This is a genomic window from Janibacter zhangyanbonis (assembly GCF_050507325.1).
GTDB lineage: Bacteria > Actinomycetota > Actinomycetes > Actinomycetales > Dermatophilaceae > Janibacter.
Genome location: NZ_CP191481.1, coordinates 2,338,180 through 2,359,334, shown reverse-complemented (window position 1 = coordinate 2,359,334; position 21,155 = coordinate 2,338,180). Strand labels below are relative to the sequence as shown.

Here is a 21,155-nt window from a genome sequence, read left to right as displayed (position 1 = left end):
CATGAGCACCCCCGAGCGCGCCGGCTGGTACGACGACCCCGACGACGACTCCCGGCTGAGGTACTTCGACGGCATCATCTGGAGCGACCGGACCGAGCCCAAGCAGACCCGGCAGCCGCGGCCCCCGGCGGAGCCCACGACCGGTGGTGACCCGGCCGGAGGACCGTACGCCGGCGCATCGGGCGGCCCGGCGGCCGGGCAGCCTCGACCCGGGACCGACGTCTTCGGCCGGCCCACCCCGACCGAGACCCACGGTCAGTGGCAGGGTCACGGCCAGCGGCAGGGGCAGCACCAGTGGCCGGGCCACGGTGGCCACCCGCCCGCTGCCCACGGCTACGCCCAGCCCGAGCCGACGACGGCCGACGGGCAGCCGCTGGCGAGCTATGGTCCGCGAGTCGGCGCCTACATCGTCGACGGCCTGATCGTCGCGGTGCTCAACCTGCTCGTCGCCGGCTGGGCCTGGTGGCTGTGGCTGGCGGACTACTGGAACTTCGTCTACGACGCCGCCTTGCGCGGCGACCAGGGCGCCATCGAGGGCCTGACCCCCGGTGAGCTCACCGCGATGTTCGACTGGACCTACTTCTTCATCGCAACCGGACTGTCGCTCCTGGTCCAGTGCGTCTACCACGTCGGCTTCCTCAGGGCGCGCAACGCGACGCCCGGCAAGATGATGCTCGGGCTGTCGGTGCGCCGCGTCGACCAGCCCGGGCGCCTCGCGGTGGGCACGGCCTTCATGCGGATGCTGCTGCCCCTGGGCGTGGGACTGCTGTCGATGGTGCCCCTGCTGAGCTATCTCGTCTTCTTCGTCACGCTCGCCGACCTGCTGTGGCCGCTGCGGGACCCGCGTCGGCAGGCGCTGCACGACAAGATCGCCGGCACCCAGGTCGTGCGGGGGCGTCAGCCGCGCTGAGCGGCGTCGGCGCCGTCGCCGTAGTGCAGCAGGACCGCGCGGATCAGCGCGCCCATGCGGCTGCGCTCGGGGACGAGCGGCTCGACCCCCTTCGCTCGTAGCGGCGCGGCGGTGACCGGACCGACGGCCGCGACGAGCAGATCCTCCTCGCGGGTGCGGCGCACGATCTCGTCGGCGACCCCGGCCTCCTCGGCGGCGGCCCACCACGAGGCGACGGCCGGTGCCGAGGTGAAGACCACGACGTCGACCCGGCCGTCCGCCGCGTCCCGGGTCGAGGCCGTCACCGCCGCGGGGTTCGGCGCGGGACCCCAGCGGTAGACGACGAAGGGAGCGACCTTGGCCCCGGCCTGTGCCAGGGCGTCGTCGATGCCGTCGGAGCCGCTGCCGTGGTGCTGGACCGCCACGGTCGTGCCGGCGACGCCCCGCTCGAGCAGGTGCTCGATGATCTCGGCGGCCGTCTCGGACTCGGCGACCCAGTCGGCGCGCAGACCGCGGGAGATGAGCGCGCCCTTGGCCTTCGGCCCGCGCGCGACGACGTAGGCATCGGCCAGGGCCCGGCGCAGGTCCTCGTCGAGCCCGGCGACCTCGGCGGCCTCCATCCAGCCACGCAGACCCGCACCCGTCGTGATGACGAGGGTGTCGGGCGGGTCGGCGACCAGGGCGCGGGTGTCGTCGACGAGCTGCTCGTCGTCGCTGTGGTGGACGATCGTCATCGCGGGTGCGTGGTGGATCGTTGCGCCCCGCCGGGCGAAGGCATCGGCGAGGTCGTCGCTGCGGCGGTCGGCGGTGATCAGGACGGTGCGCCCGGCCATGACCGGGGGGAGGCCGCTCACGAGCCGTCCGTCGTGGCCCCGGCGGCCGCCATCTCGGCGAGGGCCGCCCGGGTCGTCTCGGGGGCGACGCCGGCGATGGCGTCGGTGAGCAGCCGCACGGCGAATCCCTCGCGCAGCGCGTCCAGGACCGTGGCCCGCACGCAGTGGTCGGTCGCGATGCCGGCCACGTCGAGGTCGGTGATGCCGTGGTGGCGCAGCCACGCGCTCAGGCCGGTGCGACCGTCGCCGGCGCTGATGCCCTCGAAGCCGCTGTAGGCCGCGTCCGTCATCCCCTTGCGGAAGACCTCGTCGACGTGGGCCAGCGCGGGCTCGAGCGCGGGGTGGAAGTCGGCGCCCGGGGTGTCGGCAGCGCAGTGGACCGGCCAGGTCGTCGCGTAGTCGGGCTCGCCGTCGGTGGCCCAGTGCTCGCCGGGGTCGTGGTGCCAGTCGGCCGTGGCGACCACGGCCGCGTAGTCGCGGTGCCCGAGGTCGTGGCCCTGCCAGTCGTCGAGCACGCGCTCAGCCGCCCGTGCGGCGACTGCGGCTCCACCCGTCACGGCGAGGGAGCCCCCTTCGCAGAAGTCGTTCTGGATGTCGACGAGGACGAGTGCGCGGCCCATGCCTGTGAAGGATGCCATGCCGCTCAGCCGAAGAGGCTCCAGAAGCCGTCGAAGGCCGTGATCGTCGCGGGGGACTCGACCGTGACCGCCGTGGCGAGGAAGGCCGCCCGGCCCGTCGCCGGATCGGCGTAACCGATGGTGCCGAGCCCGCCGGCCCAGCCGATGACGCCCGTGGAGCGCACCTCGACGGCGAGGCCCCAGTCGCTGTCGGGCTCGATGAACCCCGCTGCGGTGCGCCGCTGCTCGTCGGTGAGGGACCCGGTGCGCAGGGCCGCGAGGGACTCCGGCGACAGGACGCTGGGCCCGCCCACGAGGGAGCGCAGGAAGGCCAGCTGGTCGGGCACGGTCGAGACGAGTCCGGTGGAGAGCGAGGCACAGGCAGGTGGCTCGACGTAGGTGCCCGCCGGGAGCTCGACGGGCTTGATCCCTCCCTCCTCGGGAGCCAGCGGTGGCGCGAGACGGCCGGGGTCGGCGGTGTAGCCCGTGCCCGTCATCCCGAGCGGCCGCAGCACGTGCTCGGCGAGCAGCTCGGGGACGCTCGACCCGGTGGCCCGGGCGAGCAGGACCCCGAGGACGTCGCTTCCCGTGTGGTAGCGCCAGGCCGTGCCCGGCTGGTCGGCCAGCGGCAGGCTGCCGAGTCGCCGCACGAAGTCGTCGGGTGACATGGGCGGGCACCAGGGGCCGGGGGCGACCTGCTCACGGGCGAGGGCATCGGCGAGGGGGCCGGGCTCGCTCACCCAGCCGAAGCCCGGGGTCATCGTCAGCAGGTGCCGCAGCGTGATCGGTCGCTCGGCGGGGACGGTGGCGGACAGATCGGCAGCGGGGTCGACGAGCACCCTCGGGTCGGCCAGCTCGGGCAGCCACGCCGCCACGGGGTCGTCGAGGGTGAGGACGCCGAGCTCGACCAGGCGCAGTGCGAGGACGCCACCGATGGGCTTGGTGCACGAGCTGAGGGCGACCTGGGTGTCCCGCGTCATCGGTGCTCCGCCGGGGGAGCGGGCCCCACCCACGCGCAGGCGGGCTCCGTCGGCATCCGCCACGCCGACCGCCCAGCCCGCGAGCTCGCCGGCACCCTGCAGCCGGTTGAGGGTGCGGGTGAGGTCCTCGAGTGCGTTCATCGCCCCACCGTGGCACGGATCTGCCGGGCGCGGCGAAGGGGGAGTGCCCCCCCTTCGGCAGCACACTGGAGCCATGACCTCGTGCACGATCCCCGACCTCCCCGAGCTGCACCCGACGCTGGCCCACCGCTTCAGCCCGGTGCGCTTCCGGGAGGACGCCGTGGTCGAGCGAGCACACGTCGAGACGATGCTCGAGGCCGCTCGGCGGGCGCCCTCCGCGGGCAACTCGCAGCCGTGGCGCTTCGTCGTGGGGGTGCGGGGGGACGACGTGCACGAGCGCATCGTGCGCCACCTGGCCCGTAGCTCAGGGGCGTGGGCGCCCGCCGCGTCGGCGATCGTGGTCAACCTCGCCGTGGTGGGCATCGAGGACGCGCCGGGCTGGGAGTACTCGGAGTTCGCGACCTATGACCTCGGTCAGGCGGTGGCGCACATGTGCGTCCAGGCGCTGACCATCGGGCTGGACAGCCACCAGTTCCGGGCCTTCGACCGCGAGGGGGTGGCGGCGGAGCTTGCCGTCCCGCCGCACCTCGAGGTCGTCTCGATGACGGCCTTCGGCGTGGCCGATCATCGCCCGGGCGAGATCCCGTCACCCGGGACCAGTCGGGAGCGGCTCGCTCTCGAGGAGATCGTCTGGCTCGACGCCGGCGACGGGGCCTGATCAGTCCCGGGCGGCCAGCTCACCGTCGGACCTCAGCACGCAAAACAGGTTGCCCTCCGGGTCGGCGAGGGTCACCCACCCGGTGCCGGGCCCGTACTTCCCCCGCAGGTCGTCGTGGAGGCTCGCGCCGTGGGCGAGCAGGCGCTCGACCTCCTCGGCCTGCGTCAGGTCGGTCGGCCGCAGGTCGTAGTGCATCTTGGTCTTGCCCGGCGTGGGATCGGGGACCTCGATGAAGAGCACCCGGTGCCCCGTGACCGGGTCGACGAGCATGCACTCCTCGTGCCCGGGGAGGTTGGGATCGCCCGGCACGTCGGTGTAGCCGATGACGCCCTTCCACCACTCGCTGAGGGCGTAGGCGTCGCGGCAGTCGAGGGTGGTGTGCGAGATGCGGGAGGTCATCCGCTCACCCTCCCGGCAGGTCAGCGGAGCCGCAAGCGGATTGCGTCAGGCCGTCGCGAGCCGGTAGCCCCGCTTGACGACCGTCTCGACGACCCGTCGGTCCCCGATCGCCTCACGCAGCCGTCCGACGGCCACCTCGACGGCGTGACCGCTCGCGGAGTCGCCCGGCAGCACCTCGAGGACCTCGGCACGGGTGACGACATCTCCCTTCGCGTCGATGAGCAGATGGAGCACGGACAGGCCGCTCGGGGAGACGGCGAGCACCCGGTCGCCGAGGAGCGCGGCGGTGCTGCGCAGCTGCAGCGGTCCGGCGACGGTCTCGACGGCGGTGGCCATCACCGCTTCGTAGTGGCCGACCACGGCTCGCACGAGCGACCCCAGCCGGGCCCGCTCCGGGAGCAGCGGGCTGATGCCGACGTGCTCCAGCGGGCGCGCGGTGACCGGCCCGACGGCCGCGACGACGAGACGGCCGGTGCGGACCCGGCCGACGATCGACGGCAGGACGCCGGCGTCCCGAGCCGTGTCGAGCCAGGCCGCCGCAGCCGGCGCGGAGGTGAAGACGACGACGTCGATGTCACCCACGGCCGCCTGCTCGACGCCGCAGGTCACCGCGTCGGCATCCGGTGGTGGCCCCCAGCGGTAGACCACGAGAGAAGTCACCGTGGCACCGGCGGTCGCCAGATCGACGTCGAGCTCGTCGCACCCTGCGCCATGGTGCTGGATCGCGATGCGTTGTCCCGCAACGCCCTCGGTGATCAGGAAGTCACGGATCTCAGCGGAGGTCTCCGACTCGGCGACCCAGTCCGCGTCGTGCCCGGCCGCCTGGATCGCGCCGCGCGCCTTGGGGCCGCGGGCGACGATCCGGGTCCGGTCCAGGACCTCGTGCAGCTCCTCTCCGAGACCTGCGGCGTCGGCCGCCTCCACCCACCCGCGGAACCCGATCGCCGTCGTCACCACGACGACGTCGGGCGGTGCGGCGAGGAGGCTCCGCGTCCGCTCCACGAGCTCCGCGTCCGCGGTGTGGGGCACGATCGTCAGCGTCGGCGTGTGCAGCACCCGGGCACCGCGCCGCTCGAGGGCGGCGCGCAGGTCGCCGGCGCGTCGGTCCCCGGTGACGAGGACGACGCACCCGGCGAGCAGCTGCGGCAGGCTCACGTGACGCTGCGGTCGAAGGGAGGTCCCGTCACCTCGTCGCCGAACGGCTCGACCCAGACCTCGCCGTCGACGACCGTCACGGGCCAGGTGCGCAGGTCGACCGGCTCGCTGCCGGCCCCGTCGAGGCAGGTGCCGGTGCGCAGGTCCCACACCTGCTTGTACATCGGCGAGATGACGGTCGGGACCCCACCACGCGTGCCGACGAGGCCGCGGGCGATGACGTGCGCGCCGCTGTAGGGGTCGCGGTTGGCGATGCCGTGGACCTCGTCGTCATGCGTGCGGACCAGCGCGACCTGCACACCATCGACGAGGGCGACCGCGCCGCGCTCGGGAACGAGGTCGGTGAGGGCGCACAGGCGCACGCGGGCCTGTGGGGGAGCAGCGGTCATGAGCGGACCTCCAGAGTCGTGCCGGCGATGAGGACGGACCCGGAGGTGCGCTCCTCCGGGGTGGCGGGACGGGCCTGGCCGCGCTCGCCGACGTAGGCGAGCGAGTCGTCGACCGCGTCCGGGGCATTGACGAAGGACGCGAAGCGGGCCAGCTTGTCGGGGTCGGCGAGCGTGGCCGCCCACTCGTCGCGGTAGTTGCCGACGTGCGCGGCCATCGCGGCGTCGAGGTCGTCGGCGATGCCGAGGCTGTCGTCCATGACGACGGCACGGATCGCGTCCAGACCCCCTTCGTGCTCCTCGACCCAGGGGGCGGTGCGCTGCAGCCGGTCAGCCGTGCGCACGTAGTACATGAGGAAGCGGTCGATGGTGCGCACGAGCGTCTCGGTGTCGAGGTCCTCGGCGAGCAGGCGGGCGTGCTTGGGGGTGAATCCGCCGTTGCCGCCGACGTAGAGGTTCCACCCCTTGTCGGTGGCGATGATGCCGACGTCCTTGCCGCGGGCCTCGGCGCACTCACGGGCGCACCCGGAGACGCCGAGCTTGATCTTGTGCGGCGAGCGGAGCCCGCGGTAGCGCAGCTCGAGGTCGATCGCGAGGCCGACGGAGTCCTGCACGCCGAAGCGGCACCACGTCGAGCCGACGCAGGACTTCACCGTACGCAGCGACTTGCCGTAGGCGTGACCCGACTCGAAGCCGGCGTCGACCAGCCGCCGCCAGATGCCGGGCAGCTGGTCCATCCGGGCACCGAAGAGGTCGATCCGCTGGCCGCCGGTGATCTTGGTGTAGAGGCCGAACTCCCGGGCCACCTCGCCGATGGCGATGAGCCCCTCGGGCGTCACCTCGCCGCCCGGGATGCGCGGGACGACCGAGTAGGAGCCGTCCTTCTGCAGGTTGGCCATGACGTGGTCGTTGGTGTCCTGGAGGGTCGCCTGCTCGCCGTCGAGGATGTGCCCGGTGCCGAGCGAGGCGAGGATCGAGCCGATGACCGGCTTGCAGATGTCGCAGCCGCGGCCGGTCCCGTGGCGCTCGATGATCTCGCTGAAGGTCCGCAACCCCTGGACCCGGACGATGTCGAAGAGCTGGGCACGCGACTGCTCGAAGTGCTCGCACAGCGCACTGCTCACCTCGACGCCGGCGGCGGCGAGCTCGCTCGTCACGAGCTTCTTGACCAGCGGCAGGCAGGAGCCGCAGCTCGTGCCCGCGAGGGTGCACGCCTTGACCCCCGCGAGGTCGGTGCAGCCACCTTCGCCGACGGCACAGCGGATCTCACCTGCGGTGACGTTGTTGCAGGAGCAGACCGCGGCCTCGTCCGGCAGGTCCCCGGCGGGTGCCGCGGCGGCCCCCTCGGGCAGGAGGTAGGCCGCGGGGTCGCCGCCGAGCTCACGGCCGACCATCGGGCGAAGGGAGGAGTAGGCACTGGCGTCGCCGACGAGGATGCCGCCGCGCAGGGTGCGGGCGTCGTCGCTCATGACGAGCTTCTTGTAGACCCCCGCGACCGGGTCGGAGATGACGACCTCGAGCGAGCCGGGCTCCTGCGCGAAGGCATCGCCGAAGCTCGCGACGTCGACGCCCAGGAGCTTGAGCTTGGTCGACAGGTCGGCGCCGGGGAAGGTCCCGGCGCCGCCGAGCAGCCGGTCGGCGACGATCTCGGCCATCGTGTACCCGGGGGCGACCAGGCCGAGGCAGCGACCGCCGATGCAGGCGACCTCGCCGATCGCGTGGATCGCGGGATCGGCTGTGGCACAGGCGTCGTCGACGACGACGCCCCCGCGCTCGCCGATCTCGAGGCCGGCCTCGCGGGCGAGCTCGTCACGCGGGCGGACACCCACGGCGAAGACGACGACGTCCACGTCGAGCGCGGGGCCCTCGCTGAACTTCATCCGGGAGACGGCGCCCCGCTCGCCGACGATCTTCGACGTCGCGGTCGAGGTGCGCACCGAGACCCCGAGCCCCTCGATGAGCCGCTTGAGCCCCTCGCCGCCACCCTCGTCCACCTGCAGCGGCATGAGTCGCGGCGCGAACTCGACGACCGTCGTCTCGACCTCGAGGGCTCGCAGGGCGCCGGCCGCCTCGAGGCCGAGTAGGCCGCCGCCGACGACCGCGCCGCGGACCGGCCGGTCGAGCTCCTCCCGGCGGGTCTCGACGAACTCCCGCAGGTCGGCGACGTCGTCGATCGTGCGGTAGACGAAGGCCCCGCGCAGGTCCTTGCCGGGCACGGGCGGCACGGCGGCGTAGGAGCCGGTCGCGAGGACGAGCGAGTCGTAGGGCAGGACCTGGCCGCTGCTCGTCGTCACCGTCCTGGCGTCGCGGTCGATGCTCTCGGCCCGTACACCTCGGCGCAGCGTGACGAGCGGGTCGTCCCACAGCTCCTGCCCGCCGAGGGCGAGGTCCTCGGGGTGACGCCCGGTGAAGTAGGAGGTGAGGGCGACGCGGTCGTAGGGCGCGCGCGGCTCCTCGCACAGCAGCGTGACGGCCCAGCGCCCGGCGTCGTCCCGGGCGCGCAGCGCGTCGACGAGCCGGCGGGCGACCATGCCGCCGCCGACGACGACGAGCTGCTGCGGCTCAGTGGTGGAGGTCGTGGTCTCTGGCATGGCGCTCAACTTAGGAAGCCCTCGTTTCGGCTCGGTCTTGGTCGTGTTTCCCCGGTGTGAACCCGTCCTCACCGGGCGAGGTCGCGGGCTGTGAGTGGGCCCCGTCGGCGCCGAGCCAGTCGAGGATCCCGCACACCGCGTCGGTGCACCCGCCGCAGCCGGTCGTCGCCCTGGTGCTCGCGGCGATCTGCTCCACCGTCGTTGCGCCAGAGGCGAACTCGGCGCGGATGTCCCCCTTCGTCACGCCGTTGCAGCGGCAGATCGTCGCCCGGTCCGGGATGAGCGAAGGGGAGTCCCGTCGCGTCGTCGTGGCGGCCGGCGCGATGGCCGGCAGCAGCAGGTGCGCCGGGTCCGCGGGCAGGGGAGTGCGGCGGGTGTAGGTCGTGATCAGGTCGGTGCCGACGCGACCCGCGCCGACGGTCGTGGCGCCCACGAGCAGGCCGTCGCGCACGACGATCTCGAGGTGCCGGCCGGCCGAGGGGTCGCTGAGCTGCAGGACGCGCAGGCCGGGGTCCTCGACCCGGCCGCTGCCGCACACGCCCATCGTCACGATGTCGACACCGTGGGTCTTGGGCTTGACGACGTCGCCGACGCCGGTGGTCACGGTCTCGGGGTCGCGACCGGTGAGCAGGTCGGCGAGACGACGGGCCTGCTCCCACCCCTGGGCGACGAGGCCGGTGGCGCCGCCGGGAGGTTGGGCGCAGTCACCGATGGCGTGCACGTGCGGGTCGCTCGTCGTCAGGTCGGCGTCGACGAGGATGCCGCGGTCGACGTCGATCCCGGCCGCCTCGGCCAGCTGGGTGCTGGGCACGGTGCCGGTCGACAGCACGAGCAGGTCGGCGGCGAGCACCTCGCCGTTCGTCAGGTGTACCCGTCGCAGCCGGCCCTCCTCGATGACGACCTCCTGCGCCCCGACGCCGACGCGCTGGTCGACACCGGTGCGGCGCAGCGTCGACTCGACGACGCGGCTGGCGGCCTCGTCGAGCTGACGCTCCATGAGGGCGGGGGAGGGGTGGACGACGGTGACGGCGAGGTCGCGTCGGGCGAGCCCGCTCGCGGCCTCGAGACCGAGCACGCCGCCCCCGAGGACGATGGCGCGTCGGGCGTTGAGCGTCGCCGCGATGATCTCGCGGGCGTCGTCGATGGAGCGCAGCACGTGGACGCCGCTCGGCAGGTCACCGCCGGCTGGATCGTCACCGAGACCCGGGATCGTCGGGACCCGGGCGGCCGCACCCGTGGCGATGACGAGCTCGTCGTAGGGGACGCGCGTGTCGTCGTCGCGAGGACGACGTCGCGGCGCCCACGGTCGATCGCCCGCACCGCGACGCCGCGCTGCACCGTGACGCGCGGGTGGTCGGGCGCGGGGAGGGCGATCGCCGAGAGCCCGCGCGTGCCCGCGACGACGTCGCTGAGCAGCACCCGGTTGTAGGGCTCGCAGGCCTCGTCGCCGAGCACCGTGACGAGGTGTTCGCCGGCGTGGTCGGCGGCCGTGAGGTCCTCGACGAATCGGGACCCGACCATCCCGTAGCCGATGACGACGATGTGGCTCATGCGCTGACCTCCAGCGGCTCGGGGACGTGATCGGCCGTGCTGGCGGCGACGTCGACGGCGCACACCTTAAACTCCGGCATCGACGAGATCGGGTCGACCGCGTCGTTGGTCGCCCGGTTGACGCTCCCGGCACCGGCGAAGTGGAAGGGCATGAAGACCGTGTCCGGCCGGACCCGGTCGGTGATCCGCGCGGGCGCGCTGACCGTGGCCCGCGCGGTGCGCAGGTCGAGCTGGTCGCCCTCCTCGATGCCCAGGCGGTGGGCGAGGAGTGGATGCACCTCGACGAAGGGGGTCGGTTGCGCCGCGAGGAGCGCTGCCACCCGGCGGGTCTGTGCCCCCGACTGGTAGTGCTCGAGGACGCGCCCGGTGATGAGGAAGAGCGGGGCGTCGCGCCGCAGGTCCTCGGCCGGGCCGACGTGGTCGACGGGCACGAGCCGGGCACGGCCGTCGGGCGTGGGGAAGTCGTCGAGGAAGGCGCGCGGGGTGCCCGGGTGAGGTGCCTCCCCTTCGCCGCTGGCGGGGCAGGGCCAGTGCAGGTCGCTCTCGCGGTCGAGGCGGGCGTGGCTGAGCCCGGAGTAGTCGGCGCGGCCGCCGGCGCTCGCCCTGGCCAGCTCGTCGAAGACCTCCGACGGGACCGTCGACCACGTGCCCGGGGCATCGAGGCGAGCGGCGAGCTGCGACCACACCCACAGCTCCGAGACGACTCCCTCGGGCGGGTCGATCGCCTTGCGGCGCCGAATGATCCGGCCCTCCAGGTTGGTCATCGTGCCCTCCTCCTCGGCCCACTGCGTGACGGGCAGGACGACGTCGGCGAGGGCGACGGTCTCGGAGGGGACGACGTCGCAGACGACGAGCAGGTCGAGGGCGCGCAGTCGCTCAGCGACCGCGTCCGCCCGGGGCGCGCTCACGACGGGGTTGGCCCCGTGGACGAGGAGTGCTCGGGGTCCGCCGGGGGTGCCGAGGGAGCGCAGCAGCTCGACGGCCGGCAGGCCGGGGCCGGGCAGGTCGTCGGCGTCGACGCCCCAGACCGCGGCGACGTGCTCGCGGGCGGCCGAGTCGGCGATCATCCGGTAGCCGGGCAGCTGGTCCGCCTTCTGCCCGTGCTCGCGCCCACCCTGGCCGTTGCCCTGACCCGTGAGGGCGCCGTAGCCGCTCCCTTCGCGTCCGACGAGGCCGAGCGCGAGGGCGAGGTTGATCGCGGCGGTGACCGTCGCGGTGCCCTGGCTGGACTGCTCGACACCGCGCCCGGTGAGGACGTGCGCGCCCGCGCCGCCCCGGGAGGGGCTGGCGGCCGCGAGCAGCCGGGCGGTGGCCCGCAGGTCGTCGGCCGGGACCCCGCAGACCTGCTCGGCCCGCTCAGGCCACCACGAGGCGACCGAGCGGGCGACGTCGTCGAGCCCGCTCGTCCGCTCGGCGAGGTAGGTCTCGTCGGCGAGCGACTCGGCGAGGACGACGTGCAGCAGCGCCTGGAGCACGACGAGGTCGGTCCCGGGGACGGGCTGCAGGTGGACGCCCTGCCCGTCGTCGGTGAGGTCGGCCGTGGCCGACCGGCGCGGGTCGACGACGACGAGCCCACCGGCGGCGCGGGCTCCCGCGAGGTGCCCGACGAAGGGAGGCATCGTCTCGGCGACGTTGCTGCCGAGGAGCAGGATCGCGCCGGAGGTGTCCAGGTCGGTGATGGGGAAGGGCATGCCCCGGTCCATGCCGAGCGACCGGTTGGCGGCAGCCGCCGCCGATGCCATGCAGAAGCGGCCGTTGTAGTCGATGTGCTTGGTGCGCAGGGCGATCCGGGCGAACTTGCCGAGCTGGTAGGCCTTCTCGTTCGTCAGCCCGCCACCTCCGAAGACGGCCACCGCGTCGGGTCCGTGCTCGGCCGCGATCTCACGGAGCCGGCCGGCGAGGAGGTCGAGCACCTCGTCCCAGCCGACCGGGTGCAGCTCGCCGTCGGAGCCGCGGACCAGGGGAGTGGTGAGCCGGTCGGGGGCGCGGAGCACCTCGGCCGACGTCCACCCCTTGCGGCACATGCCGCCCCGGTTGGTCGGGAAGTCGCGGGCCGTGACCTCGACCCGCTCACCCTCTGGCTCCAGACTCATCGCGCACTGCAGCGCGCAGTAGGGGCAGTGGCTGTCGACCATCAGATGCCCTCGTCGGCCAGGCGCGCGCCGCGGCGGACGTAGACCGCCCACGTGAGCGTCGCCATGAGGACGTAGGCCGCGATGAAGACCCCGATCGCCGGCACGAGCGAGCCGAAGCCCGTCGTCGACATCGCGAAGCCACGCGGTACGAGGAAGCCGCCGACGGCACCGACCGCACCGGCGATCCCGATGCAGCCGGCGGCGCTGCGGCGCGCGATGGCGAGCTCCTCGCCGTCGCGCACCCCGGCCCGGAAGACGGCCGGGATCATCCGATAGGTCGCGCCGTTGCCGATGCCGGCCCCGGTGAAGAGCACGAGGAAGGCGAGGAGGAAGAGGACGAAGGAGTGCGCGGAGAGGGCGAGGATCGCCAGCCCCGCGGCGAGCCCCATGACGACGAAGGCCGCGATGGTCACCCGTGCGCCGCCGAGTCGGTCGGCGATGGTCCCGCCGAGCGGCCGGCTCGCGGCACCGAGGACCGCGCCGACGAAGGCGATCGACGTCGTCACCTCGGGGAACTGGCTCGTGAGCAGCGTCGGGAAGGCGGCCGAGTAGCCGATGAAGGAGCCGAAGGTGCCGATGTAGAGGAAGGAGATGATCCACGTGTGGGGGTGGGTCGCGGCCTTCGCCCAGCTGCGGTGGTCGGACCGCGCGGTGCTGAGGTTGTCCATGCCGCGCCAGGCGCCGAGCGCGGCGAGCAGCACGAGCGGCACGAAGAGCAGGCCGGCCCGCTCGAGGTGGATCCCGGCGCCGATCGCGATGACGGCGGGGACGACGAGCTGCACGATGCCGGTGCCGAGGTTGCCGCCGGCTGCGTTGAGCCCCAGCGCCTTCCCCTTCTCCGCCTCGGGGAAGAAGAAGGAGATGTTGGTCATCGACGACGCGAAGTTGCCTCCGCCGAAGCCGGCGAGTGCGGCGATGCCGAGGAGCAGCGCGAAGGGGGTCTCCGGCCGGCCCACGACCCAGGCGAGGGAGAGAGTGGGCAGCAGGAGCAGCAGCGCCGAGATGATCGTCCAGTTGCGCCCGCCGACGAGCGGGACCATGAAGGTGTAGGGGACGCGCAGGAAGGCGCCGATCAGGCTCGGCACCGCGATGAGCCAGAACTGCTGGTCCAGGGTGAGCGCGAAGCCGACGCCGTTCAGCTGCGGGACGACGACGCTCCACAGTGCCCACACGCAGAAGCCGAGGAACTCGGCGAGCACCGACCAGCGCAGGTTGCGGTGGGCGACTGCACGTGCGCCGCCCTCCCAGAAGCCCCGGTCCTCCGGGTCCCATTGGTCGATCCACCGTCCGGCCCGACGAATCGGACCGGCGGGGGCGGTGGCGTCAGCGGTGCTCGTGGGCAGCGTCGTGGTCATGCCGGGAGGCTCGCAAGGCCGTGTTTCGCGCCCGGTCTGCGGACGTAAAGCCCGCGTTACCCTGCCCGCACATCCGGGGGCGGGGTGCTGTGAGGGACGTCCTAGGGGGTGTCGGTGAGGAAGACCGTCTCCACCGCGGGCTGACCCTGGCTCAGCTGGTGCGCCGAGCGCGGCAGCTCGGCCACGGATGCCTCGTGCCGGGCACGCGCGCCCTCGAGGCTCGCGTGCTCGCGCCCGACGACCTCGCCGCCCTTGACGAGCCGCACGAGCAGGTCGCGGTCGTCGGCGTCACCGACCGGCTGCTCGCCGATGCCGAGGACCTCGGCCTCGACGACGCCGAGCGGGTTGCGCCGACGCAGCGCGTACTTGCGCCCACCGACCGACTGCTTGTCCTTGCTCTTCTTGGCGACGCCGATCATCCGCCCTTCGTCGTCCTCGCGGGCGACGAGCTTGTAGACCATCGACGCCGTCGGGTGGCCCGACCCGGTGACCACGCGCGTGCCGACGCCATAGGTGTCGACGGGGGCGGCCGCCAGCGCCGCGATGGCGTACCTGTCGTCCTCGCGGGCGACGAGCTTGTAGACATCGACGCCGTCGGGTGGCCCGACCCGTTGACCACGCGTGCCGACGCCATAGGTGTCGACGGGGGCGGCCGCCAGCGCCGCGATGGCGTACTCGTCGAGGTCGGAGGTGACGACGATCTTGGTCTCGGTCGCGCCCAGCGCGTCGAGCTGCTCACGGACCTCGCTCGCCTGGACCACGAGGTCACCCGAGTCGAGACGCACGCCGCCGAGGGAGGTGCCGGCGACCTCGACGGCCGTCCTCACCCCTTCGGTCACGTCGTAGGTGTCCACGAGCAGGGTGGTGCCGGCACCCAGCGACGCCACCTGCGCCTCGAAGGCCTCCCGCTCGCTCTCGTGCAGCAGGGTGAAGGCGTGCGCCGCGGTGCCACCCGTGGGCACGCCGTGCCGCCGCCCTGCCTCGAGGTTGGAGGTGGAGGAAAATCCGGCGATGTAGGCCGCGCGCGCCGCCGCGACCGCCGCCTCGTCGTGCGTGCGGCGGCTGCCCATCTCGATGACCGGCCGCGACCCGGCGGCACCGGTCATCCGCGACGCGGCCGAGGCCACGGCGGAGTCGTGGTTGAGGATCGACAGGATCACCGTCTCGAGGATCACGCCGTGGGCGAAGTCGGACTCGACGACGAGCACGGGGGAGTAGGGGAAGTAGGTCTCGCCCTCCGCATAGCCCCAGACGTCGCCGTCGAAGCGGTAGTCGGCGAGGAAGCCGAGGGTGTCCTCGTCGACGACCTGGCGCTCGCGCAGGTCCCGCAGCTCCTCCGGCCCGAAGCGGAAGTCCTCGATGGCGTCGAGCACGCGACCCGTGCCGGCGAGGACCCCGTAGCGACGCCCGCTCGGCAGCCGCCGGGCGAAGGTCTCGAAGACGCAGCGCCGTGACGCGGCCCCGCTGCGCAGGGCGGCCTGGAGCATCGTCAGCTCGTAGTGATCGGTGAGCAGGGCGGTGCTGGGTCGGATCGTCACGCCGGCCACTCTAGGGTGGAGGGCGTGTCCATCGCCCCCGCCGAGCAGCAGACGAGCGAGCCCGACGTCGTCGAGGCCGTCGACACCCCGTGGATCACGTTGGTGTGGAACGACCCCGTCAACCTCATGTCGTACGTGACCTGGGTCTTCCAGACGCACTTCGGCTATCCGAAGCAGCAGGCCGAGAAGCTCATGATGGACGTGCACCTCAAGGGCCGCGCCGTCGTCGCGCACGGCCCCAAGGAGCAGATGGAAGCCGACACCGAGGCGCTCCAGGGCTACGGCCTGTGGGCGACCTTCCAGAAGGACGCCTGATGGCCACCGCCTTTGCCGCGGACGGGGACGAGCTCGTCGCGATCATGGACGACAGCGAGCGGGCGGTCGTTGCCGGCCTGTGCCTGCAGGTCATGGACCTCGTCGCCCCCGCCTCCGTGACGAAGGGGGAGCACGCCGACCCCTTCGAGGCGATCGTCGCGGGGCTGGGTGACCTCGCCACGGACACCGAGGAGGGTGCTGCGGGCGTCGGGGTCCCCGACCGGGCCTTCGGCCTCGACGAGGACCGTGACCCGGCGCTCGACCGGCTCTTCCCGACGGGCAACCGCGAGGACGAGCAGGAGGCGGCGGAGTTCCGCCGCTTCACCGAGCAGGGCCTGCGGCAGCGCAAGCACGCCGGTCTGGCGGCGACGGTGCGGCTGCTCGAGGAGGCCGAGGACGAGCGGTGGGTCGTGCCCCGCCGCGAGGCGCCCCTCGTGCTCGTCGCCCTGACCGACGTGCGGCTCGTCATGGGCGAGCGGCTCGGGCTGCGCACCGACGAGGACGCGACCCGGCTCGAGGAGCTCGTCGAGTCGCTGCCCTCCGACGACCCGGCGATCTTCGCGCTGAGCGTCTACGACTTCCTCACCTGGCTGCAGGAGTCGCTCACCCGCGCGCTCACCGGCGAGGACGTCGACCTCCTGCTGCCCGACGACGAGGACGACGCAGAGGACGACGCACAGGACGAGGGCGAGTGAGCGACCCGTCGACCGCTGCCCAGCCGATCGGCATCTTCGACTCCGGCTTCGGGGGGCTGACCGTCGCCCGCGCCGTCATCGACCAGCTGCCCCACGAGTCGGTCGCCTACCTCGGTGACACGGCGCGAGCGCCTTACGGCCCCAGGCCGATCGCGCAGACCCGCGAGTTCGCCCTCGAGTGCCTCGACCGACTCGTCGACCACGGGGTCAAGCTGCTCGTCATCGCGTGCAACACCGCGAGCGCAGCCGTCCTGCACGACGCGCGCGAGCGCTACGACGTGCCCGTCATCGAGGTCATCCGCCCGGCCGTGAGGCGCGCGGTCCTGGCCACCCGCAACCACCGCGTCGGGGTCATCTCGACCGAGGGCACCCACCGCTCGCGCGCCTACCTCGACGCCTTCGCCGCGGCGCCGCACACGCAGGTCTTCTCCCAGCCCTGCCCGCGCTTCGTCGAGCTCGTCGAGGCCGGCACGACGTCCGGGCCGGAGGTGCTCGACGTCGCCCACGGCTACCTCGACCCCCTTCGTCGGGCCGAGGTGGACACGCTCGTCCTCGGCTGCACCCACTACCCGCTGCTCACCGGCGCCCTGTCCTACGTCATGGGCGAGGGTGTCACCCTCGTCTCATCTGCCGAGGAGACGGCCAAGGACGTCTACCGTGTTCTTGCGGACCACGACCTGCTGCGTCCCGAGTCGCTGCCGGCTCCGGGGCACGGGTTCACCACGACGGGGGACCCGGAGCGCTTCCGGTCGCTGGCCCGTCGCTTCCTCGGACCCGAGGTGGCGGACGTCTTCGGCAACATGGGGGAAGAGTCGTGAGGCTCACCGTCGTCGGGTGCTCCGGGTCCTTCGCGGGACCCGAGTCGCCCGCTTCCTGCTATCTCGTGACGGCCGAGCACGAGGGGCGCACCTGGCGCATCGTGCTCGACCTGGGCAACGGCGCGCTCGGCGCCCTGCAGCGGCACATCGACCTCGCGGACCTCGATGCCGTCGTGCTCAGCCACCTGCACCCCGACCACTGCATCGACCTCACCGGCATGTACGTCACCCGCACCTACCGACCCGAGGGTGCGCTCACCGAGCGGCTGCCGGTCTACGGCCCCGCGGGTGCGGCCGAGCGCCTCGCCGCGGCCTACGAGGGCATTGACGAGGCCGGGATGACCGGGGTCCTCGACTTCCGCCGCATCTCCACGAGCGTGCCGACGCACATCGGGCCCTTCGTGGTCCGGCCCTTCCTCGTCAACCACCCGGTCGAGGCCTACGGCTTCCGCGTCGAGGCCGACGGTCGGGTGCTCGCCTACAGCGGCGACACCGACTCCTGCGACGCGCTGACCCCGCTCTTCGCCGATGCCGACCTCGTGCTCGTCGACTCCGCCTTCGTCGAGGGGCGCGACGAGGCCCGCGGCATCCACCTCACCGGGCGCCGGGCCGCCGAGGCCGCGGTCGCCGCCGGGGGAGTGGGGCGCCTCATGCTCACCCACATCCCCGCGTGGAACGACCCCGAGGTCTGCCGCGCCGAGGCCGCCGCCGTGTGGCCGGGTGAGGTCGAGCTGGCCCGCCCGGACGCGACCTACGACATCTGAGCGCTTCCCGGCTCAGGCGAGGTCGAGCAGCGGCAGCAGCGACTCCTCGAGCCGGTCGGGGTTTGCCGAGGCGAGCGTGGCCCGGTCGTGGGTGGCCTCCGGGCGGCACACGGCAAAGGTCCGCAGCCCCGCGGCCGCACCCGCGTGCACGTCGTGCGTCGTGTCGCCCACCATCCACGTGCCCTCCGCGTCCAGAGCGGACAGTGCCCGCTCGATGACGTCCGGCGCCGGCTTGGCGGGGAAGCCGTCGGTGCCCTGGACGTGGTCGAGGTGGTCGGCGAGCCCGAGCGCGGTGACGAGGTCGCGTGCCATCTCGCTGCGCTTCGTCGTCGTCACCGCGAGCAGATATCCCTTGGCCCGGAGGGCCTCGAGCACCTCGATGGTGTCGACGAAGGGAGCGGATCGCTGGGTGAAGCGGGCCGGGTAGATCCGGCGGTACGACGCCGCGAGGGCGGCGACGTCCCCCTCGGGAGCGAGGGCGGTGAACATGTCCTCGAGGGGGAGGCCGACGAGCGCACGGACCGGCGGGTCGCCCGGGTCGGGCAGCCCGTGCTCGACCATCGCGGCCGTGATGCTCCCGATGATGTCCGGCAGGGAGTCGACGAGCGTGCCGTCGAGGTCGAAGCAGATGGCTCGTCGCGTCATGTGCCGCAATCTAACTCGACGCGGTGGCCGGTCACTGGTGGACTGGGGGCATGGACGCGCGCCTGCCCGCCCCCCTTCGCCCCGGTGACACGATCGCGGTCACCGCACCCAGCTCCGGGGTCCCGCCGACCCTGCAGCCCCGCCTCGACCTGGCGATCGCCGGGCTGCGGCGGCGCGGCTTCGAGGTCGTCGAGGGGGTCTGCCTGCGCGACACGACCGACACCCACGTGAGCGCCTCGCGCGAGGCCCGCGCCGACGAGCTCATGGCCCTGCTCGTCGACCCCGACGTCCACGCGGTCATCCCGCCCTGGGGTGGTGAGACCGGCATCGACGTGCTGCCGTGGCTCGACCTCGACCTGCTCGCCGAGTGCGACCCGACCTGGTACGTCGGCTTCTCCGACACGGCGACGACGATGCTGCCGCTCACCCTGCGCGCCGGGTGGGCGACCCTCCACGGCAGCAACCTCATGGACACGCCCTACGCGCCCGCCCCCGGCCACCTGCACTGGCTCGACGTGGCGACCGCCGAGGGCGGCGAGCTCACCCAGACCGCCGCCACGCACCGCCGCGCCGCGGGTTGGGACGACTACGAGGGTGACCCCGGCGTCGACGAGATGACGCTCACCGAGCCGACCCGGTGGTCGCTGCTCGAGGGGGAGGCGGCCAGCTTCGCCGGACCGCTCGTCGGTGGCTGCATCGAGGTGCTCTCGCCGCTGGCGGGCACCGCCTTCGGTGACGTGTGGTCCTGGGCGCAGGTGCAGGAGCAGCCGCCCGTCGTCCTGCTCGAGGCCGCGGAGGGCAATGCCTTCGAGATCGCCCGCTGCCTGCACGGACTGCGGCTGGCGGGGTGGTTCGACCGGTGCGCCGGCGTCGTCATCGGCCGCACGCCCGCCCCCGATGCGCCGACCCTGACTCAGCACGAGGCGGTGCGCGATGCCCTCGACGGTCTCGGGGTGCCGGTCGTGCTCGACGCCGACGTGGGGCACCAGCAGCCGCAGATGCCGCTCGTCCTCGGCGTCCCCACCCGGGTCGAGGTTGGGCCGGAGGCGCAGCGGGTCACCCAGGAGCTCGTCCGACCGGAGTGCTAGCATCGAGAGCGGGAGATGATAGCGATGGCAGCGATCACCGTTCGCAACCTCGATGACGACGTCCGTGACCGACTGCGCCTGATGGCGGCGGAGCACGGTCACTCGATGGAGGCAGAGGTCCGCTCGATCCTGACGGCGGCGGCCGGCCACCGGCAGCAGCGGCCCAATGCCCTGATGGATCTGTACTGGGCAGGTCGTGGCGACGTGGTGGTCGAGATGGAGTCCGACCTGGAGCCGCCCCCACGTGAGTCCGACCCACCTCGCGTCGATTTCACCGACCCGGCCTTCGGATGATCGCGGTCGACACCAACGTCGTCTCCGAGCTGATGAGACTGCAGCCCGAGGCCGAGGTCGTGAGATGGGCGGCCTCGGTCGCCGACGCCGACCTCGCCGTGCCCGCCGTCGTCGCCGGGGAGCTCCTGCACGGGCTGGGACGAATGCCCGCGGGTGCTCGGCGGCAGCGGCTGGAGGGCGCGCTCGATGCATTCTTCCAGCGGCTCGGCGACGACCGGGTCCTCCCTCTCGACGGGCCGGCGGCCGTGGCCTATGCCCATGTCATGTCCGGCCGAGAGCTGTCCGGCCGGCCCGTGGGCACCGTGGACGCACTCATCGCCGCGACGTGCCGGGCCCACGGAGCCTCCCTCGCCACGCGCAACACCAAGGACTTCACCGGTACCGGCATCGAGCTGATCGACCCCTGGTCGGCAGGCCGGGCTCGCTGACCGGTCCGCCTGCGGTCCTCAGGGTCGTGCGCGCTCGCCGACCCGTCCGGTGACCCAGGCGGCGATCCGCTCGCCGATGATCTCGGGGGAGCGGGCGAAGCTGTAGTGGTTGACCGGCTTGCCCGGGTCGCCCGCCGCCTTGGCGAAGGTGAAGCGCTCGACCTCGGCACTCGCGAAGAGCCCGACCAGCTCGTCGACGGCGGCCGGCGGAGCGAGGGTGTCGTTGTCGAGGTCGACGGCGAGCAAGGGCAGCGAGCGCCCGGCGAGCCCCGCCGTGATGTCTCGGCCCCCGGGAGCCAGACGCCCGGTGCGGGAGAAGGCCGCCCACTCGCGCATCAGCGTCCGCGCCTGCGTCCCGCCGAAGCCGAGGCGCACGCCGGGCCAGTAGCCGCACAGCCGCGAGACGACCGCGACGAGCTGGGTCTGCACGAGGGTCTTGAGCCCCTGCTGCGCGCGCCAGTGCGGCGTCCCCGACCCGATGAGCACGGCGGCGTCGACCGCGGGCGTCGGGCCGGCGAGGTGGGCGGCGAGGAGGTGGCCACCGAGGGAGTGGCCGAGCGCGACGACCGGGCCGTCGTGCTGCTCGCGGACCCGGTCGACGACCGCCGGCAGCCAGCCGTGGGCGAGGTCGTCGTAGCCGAGGTCGCGTCTACGGCCGACGTGCGGCGTCGCATCGCCCTGCCCGGTGTAGTCGGCGACGCCGGCGGCCACGCCGTGCCGCGCGAGCTCGTCGACGAAGGGGCCGTAGTAGCCCGCCGGCACCCCCATGGCCGGCATGACGAGGACGAAGGGGGCCGACGTCGCGTCGGTCCCGGCGGCGTGCAGGGTCGTCGTCCCGCCTCCGGGCAGGCTGATCTGGCTGTGCTGGTCCACGGCGGGA

At 73.3% G+C, this 21,155-nt stretch carries 22 protein-coding genes and 1 pseudogene; 10 read left to right on the top strand and 13 right to left on the bottom strand.

Going from position 1 to position 21,155, the window contains the following annotated elements:
• The first annotated feature begins 1 nt into the window (after nt 1).
• On the top strand, nt 2-910 hold the full coding sequence (locus tag ACQBJO_RS11535) for an RDD family protein (RefSeq protein ID WP_421007406.1): 909 nt from the start codon (nt 2-4) through the stop codon (nt 908-910).
• Here the strand turns inward: ACQBJO_RS11535 and ACQBJO_RS11530 are convergent.
• From ACQBJO_RS11530 to ACQBJO_RS11520, 3 genes are read right to left on the bottom strand one after another with little or no spacing between them, the layout of a single operon-like run.
• The gene (locus ACQBJO_RS11530) at nt 898-1,743 is read right to left on the bottom strand and encodes a uroporphyrinogen-III synthase (RefSeq protein ID WP_421007405.1); all 846 of its coding nucleotides are present in this window, start codon (nt 1,741-1,743) and stop codon (nt 898-900) included. The genes ACQBJO_RS11535 and ACQBJO_RS11530 overlap by 13 nt on opposite strands.
• Nucleotides 1,740-2,342, bottom strand: coding sequence for an isochorismatase family protein (locus ACQBJO_RS11525; protein WP_421007631.1), 603 nt, complete (start codon nt 2,340-2,342; stop codon nt 1,740-1,742). Before ACQBJO_RS11525 ends, ACQBJO_RS11530 begins: the two co-directional genes overlap by 4 nt.
• 23 nt (nt 2,343-2,365) lie before the next feature.
• Nucleotides 2,366-3,460 (bottom strand): serine hydrolase domain-containing protein, encoded by a 1,095-nt coding sequence (locus ACQBJO_RS11520; RefSeq protein ID WP_421007404.1) that lies wholly within the window; start codon nt 3,458-3,460, stop codon nt 2,366-2,368.
• 73 nt (nt 3,461-3,533) lie between these two features.
• On the opposite strand from ACQBJO_RS11520, the gene ACQBJO_RS11515 reads away from it, so the two are divergent.
• Nucleotides 3,534-4,118, top strand: coding sequence for a nitroreductase family protein (locus ACQBJO_RS11515; RefSeq protein WP_421007403.1), 585 nt, complete (start codon nt 3,534-3,536; stop codon nt 4,116-4,118).
• Here the strand turns inward: ACQBJO_RS11515 and ACQBJO_RS11510 are convergent, their stop codons facing one another.
• From ACQBJO_RS11510 to ACQBJO_RS11490, 5 genes are read right to left on the bottom strand one after another with little or no spacing between them, the layout of a single operon-like run.
• Nucleotides 4,119-4,517 (bottom strand): VOC family protein, encoded by a 399-nt coding sequence (locus ACQBJO_RS11510; protein ID WP_421007402.1) that lies wholly within the window; start codon nt 4,515-4,517, stop codon nt 4,119-4,121.
• A gap of 45 nt (nt 4,518-4,562) precedes the next feature.
• Nucleotides 4,563-5,672: a uroporphyrinogen-III synthase gene (locus tag ACQBJO_RS11505; protein WP_421007401.1), complete on the bottom strand. Its 1,110-nt coding sequence runs from the start codon at nt 5,670-5,672 to the stop codon at nt 4,563-4,565.
• On the bottom strand, nt 5,669-6,061 hold the full coding sequence (nirD, locus tag ACQBJO_RS11500) for a nitrite reductase small subunit NirD (RefSeq protein ID WP_007928184.1): 393 nt from the start codon (nt 6,059-6,061) through the stop codon (nt 5,669-5,671). The genes ACQBJO_RS11505 and nirD overlap by 4 nt, the downstream gene beginning before the upstream one ends.
• The gene (gene nirB, locus ACQBJO_RS11495; RefSeq protein WP_255183934.1) at nt 6,058-8,649 is read right to left on the bottom strand and encodes a nitrite reductase large subunit NirB; all 2,592 of its coding nucleotides are present in this window, start codon (nt 8,647-8,649) and stop codon (nt 6,058-6,060) included. The genes nirD and nirB overlap by 4 nt, the downstream gene beginning before the upstream one ends.
• Nucleotides 8,650-8,659: 10 nt before the next feature.
• Entirely contained in the window at nt 8,660-9,892 is a 1,233-nt protein-coding gene (locus ACQBJO_RS11490; protein ID WP_430407180.1) for an FAD-dependent oxidoreductase, read from the bottom strand.
• Between ACQBJO_RS11490 and ACQBJO_RS11485 the strand changes: the two genes are divergently transcribed.
• Nucleotides 9,806-10,078 carry a hypothetical protein gene (locus tag ACQBJO_RS11485; protein WP_430407187.1) on the top strand — a complete coding sequence of 91 codons (273 nt, stop codon included), beginning with the start codon at nt 9,806-9,808 and terminating at the stop codon, nt 10,076-10,078. The genes ACQBJO_RS11490 and ACQBJO_RS11485 overlap by 87 nt on opposite strands.
• Before the next feature lie 118 nt (nt 10,079-10,196).
• Here ACQBJO_RS11485 and ACQBJO_RS11480 read toward each other — a convergent pair whose 3' ends face one another.
• The 3 genes and pseudogenes from ACQBJO_RS11480 to ACQBJO_RS11470 form a co-directional block, all read right to left on the bottom strand.
• Nucleotides 10,197-12,335, bottom strand: coding sequence for a molybdopterin oxidoreductase family protein (locus ACQBJO_RS11480; RefSeq protein ID WP_421007399.1), 2,139 nt, complete (start codon nt 12,333-12,335; stop codon nt 10,197-10,199).
• Nucleotides 12,335-13,690, bottom strand: a complete 1,356-nt coding sequence (locus ACQBJO_RS11475; protein WP_255183932.1) for an MFS transporter — start codon at nt 13,688-13,690, stop codon at nt 12,335-12,337. The genes ACQBJO_RS11480 and ACQBJO_RS11475 overlap by 1 nt, the downstream gene beginning before the upstream one ends.
• Nucleotides 13,691-13,791: 101 nt before the next feature.
• Nucleotides 13,792-15,177 (bottom strand): annotated as a pseudogene (locus ACQBJO_RS11470) (nicotinate phosphoribosyltransferase).
• A 75-nt stretch (nt 15,178-15,252) separates the two neighbouring features.
• Here ACQBJO_RS11470 and clpS point away from each other — a divergent pair.
• Genes clpS through ACQBJO_RS11450 form a run of 4 tightly spaced genes read left to right on the top strand, consistent with a single transcriptional unit; the run spans nt 15,253 to nt 17,820 of the window.
• Nucleotides 15,253-15,543 carry an ATP-dependent Clp protease adapter ClpS gene (gene clpS, locus ACQBJO_RS11465; RefSeq protein WP_072625094.1) on the top strand — a complete coding sequence of 97 codons (291 nt, stop codon included), beginning with the start codon at nt 15,253-15,255 and terminating at the stop codon, nt 15,541-15,543.
• Entirely contained in the window at nt 15,543-16,238 is a 696-nt protein-coding gene (locus tag ACQBJO_RS11460; RefSeq protein WP_421007398.1) for a DUF2017 family protein, read from the top strand. Before clpS ends, ACQBJO_RS11460 begins: the two co-directional genes overlap by 1 nt.
• The gene (gene murI / locus ACQBJO_RS11455; RefSeq protein WP_255183929.1) at nt 16,235-17,056 is read left to right on the top strand and encodes a glutamate racemase; all 822 of its coding nucleotides are present in this window, start codon (nt 16,235-16,237) and stop codon (nt 17,054-17,056) included. Before ACQBJO_RS11460 ends, murI begins: the two co-directional genes overlap by 4 nt.
• Entirely contained in the window at nt 17,053-17,820 is a 768-nt protein-coding gene (locus ACQBJO_RS11450; protein ID WP_421007397.1) for an MBL fold metallo-hydrolase, read from the top strand. The genes murI and ACQBJO_RS11450 overlap by 4 nt, the downstream gene beginning before the upstream one ends.
• A gap of 12 nt (nt 17,821-17,832) precedes the next feature.
• On the opposite strand, the gene ACQBJO_RS11445 is transcribed toward ACQBJO_RS11450, so the two are convergent.
• Nucleotides 17,833-18,465 carry an HAD family hydrolase gene (locus tag ACQBJO_RS11445; RefSeq protein ID WP_421007396.1) on the bottom strand — a complete coding sequence of 211 codons (633 nt, stop codon included), beginning with the start codon at nt 18,463-18,465 and terminating at the stop codon, nt 17,833-17,835.
• Nucleotides 18,466-18,515: 50 nt separating this feature from the next.
• On the opposite strand from ACQBJO_RS11445, the gene ACQBJO_RS11440 reads away from it, so the two are divergent.
• Genes ACQBJO_RS11440 through ACQBJO_RS11430 form a run of 3 tightly spaced genes read left to right on the top strand, consistent with a single transcriptional unit; the run spans nt 18,516 to nt 20,275 of the window.
• Complete coding sequence (locus tag ACQBJO_RS11440) at nt 18,516-19,553, top strand: S66 family peptidase (protein ID WP_421007395.1); 1,038 nt, start codon at nt 18,516-18,518, stop codon at nt 19,551-19,553.
• Nucleotides 19,554-19,577: 24 nt separating this feature from the next.
• Nucleotides 19,578-19,847 carry a FitA-like ribbon-helix-helix domain-containing protein gene (locus ACQBJO_RS11435; protein WP_255183925.1) on the top strand — a complete coding sequence of 90 codons (270 nt, stop codon included), beginning with the start codon at nt 19,578-19,580 and terminating at the stop codon, nt 19,845-19,847.
• Complete coding sequence (locus ACQBJO_RS11430; RefSeq protein ID WP_421007394.1) at nt 19,844-20,275, top strand: type II toxin-antitoxin system VapC family toxin; 432 nt, start codon at nt 19,844-19,846, stop codon at nt 20,273-20,275. Before ACQBJO_RS11435 ends, ACQBJO_RS11430 begins: the two co-directional genes overlap by 4 nt.
• 18 nt (nt 20,276-20,293) lie before the next feature.
• Here ACQBJO_RS11430 and ACQBJO_RS11425 read toward each other — a convergent pair whose 3' ends face one another.
• Nucleotides 20,294-21,148, bottom strand: a complete 855-nt coding sequence (locus ACQBJO_RS11425) for an alpha/beta hydrolase family protein (RefSeq protein ID WP_421007393.1) — start codon at nt 21,146-21,148, stop codon at nt 20,294-20,296.
• Nucleotides 21,149-21,155: the final 7 nt, after the last annotated feature.

What these genes read in the sequence shown, in the direction of transcription:
- ACQBJO_RS11535 (WP_421007406.1), top strand. Translation starts at nt 2, where the DNA reads ATGAGCACCCCCGAGCGCGCCGGCTGGTACGACGACCCCGACGACGAC.
- ACQBJO_RS11525 (WP_421007631.1), bottom strand. Translation starts at nt 2,342, where the DNA reads ATGGGCCGCGCACTCGTCCTCGTCGACATCCAGAACGACTTCTGCGAA.
- ACQBJO_RS11520 (WP_421007404.1), bottom strand. Translation starts at nt 3,460, where the DNA reads ATGAACGCACTCGAGGACCTCACCCGCACCCTCAACCGGCTGCAGGGT.
- ACQBJO_RS11515 (WP_421007403.1), top strand. Translation starts at nt 3,534, where the DNA reads ATGACCTCGTGCACGATCCCCGACCTCCCCGAGCTGCACCCGACGCTG.
- ACQBJO_RS11510 (WP_421007402.1), bottom strand. Translation starts at nt 4,517, where the DNA reads ATGACCTCCCGCATCTCGCACACCACCCTCGACTGCCGCGACGCCTAC.
- nirD (WP_007928184.1), bottom strand. Translation starts at nt 6,061, where the DNA reads ATGACCGCTGCTCCCCCACAGGCCCGCGTGCGCCTGTGCGCCCTCACC.
- nirB (WP_255183934.1), bottom strand. Translation starts at nt 8,649, where the DNA reads ATGCCAGAGACCACGACCTCCACCACTGAGCCGCAGCAGCTCGTCGTC.
- ACQBJO_RS11480 (WP_421007399.1), bottom strand. Translation starts at nt 12,335, where the DNA reads ATGGTCGACAGCCACTGCCCCTACTGCGCGCTGCAGTGCGCGATGAGT.
- ACQBJO_RS11475 (WP_255183932.1), bottom strand. Translation starts at nt 13,690, where the DNA reads ATGACCACGACGCTGCCCACGAGCACCGCTGACGCCACCGCCCCCGCC.
- ACQBJO_RS11460 (WP_421007398.1), top strand. Translation starts at nt 15,543, where the DNA reads ATGGCCACCGCCTTTGCCGCGGACGGGGACGAGCTCGTCGCGATCATG.
- ACQBJO_RS11445 (WP_421007396.1), bottom strand. Translation starts at nt 18,465, where the DNA reads ATGACGCGACGAGCCATCTGCTTCGACCTCGACGGCACGCTCGTCGAC.
- ACQBJO_RS11440 (WP_421007395.1), top strand. Translation starts at nt 18,516, where the DNA reads ATGGACGCGCGCCTGCCCGCCCCCCTTCGCCCCGGTGACACGATCGCG.
- ACQBJO_RS11435 (WP_255183925.1), top strand. Translation starts at nt 19,578, where the DNA reads ATGGCAGCGATCACCGTTCGCAACCTCGATGACGACGTCCGTGACCGA.
- ACQBJO_RS11430 (WP_421007394.1), top strand. Translation starts at nt 19,844, where the DNA reads ATGATCGCGGTCGACACCAACGTCGTCTCCGAGCTGATGAGACTGCAG.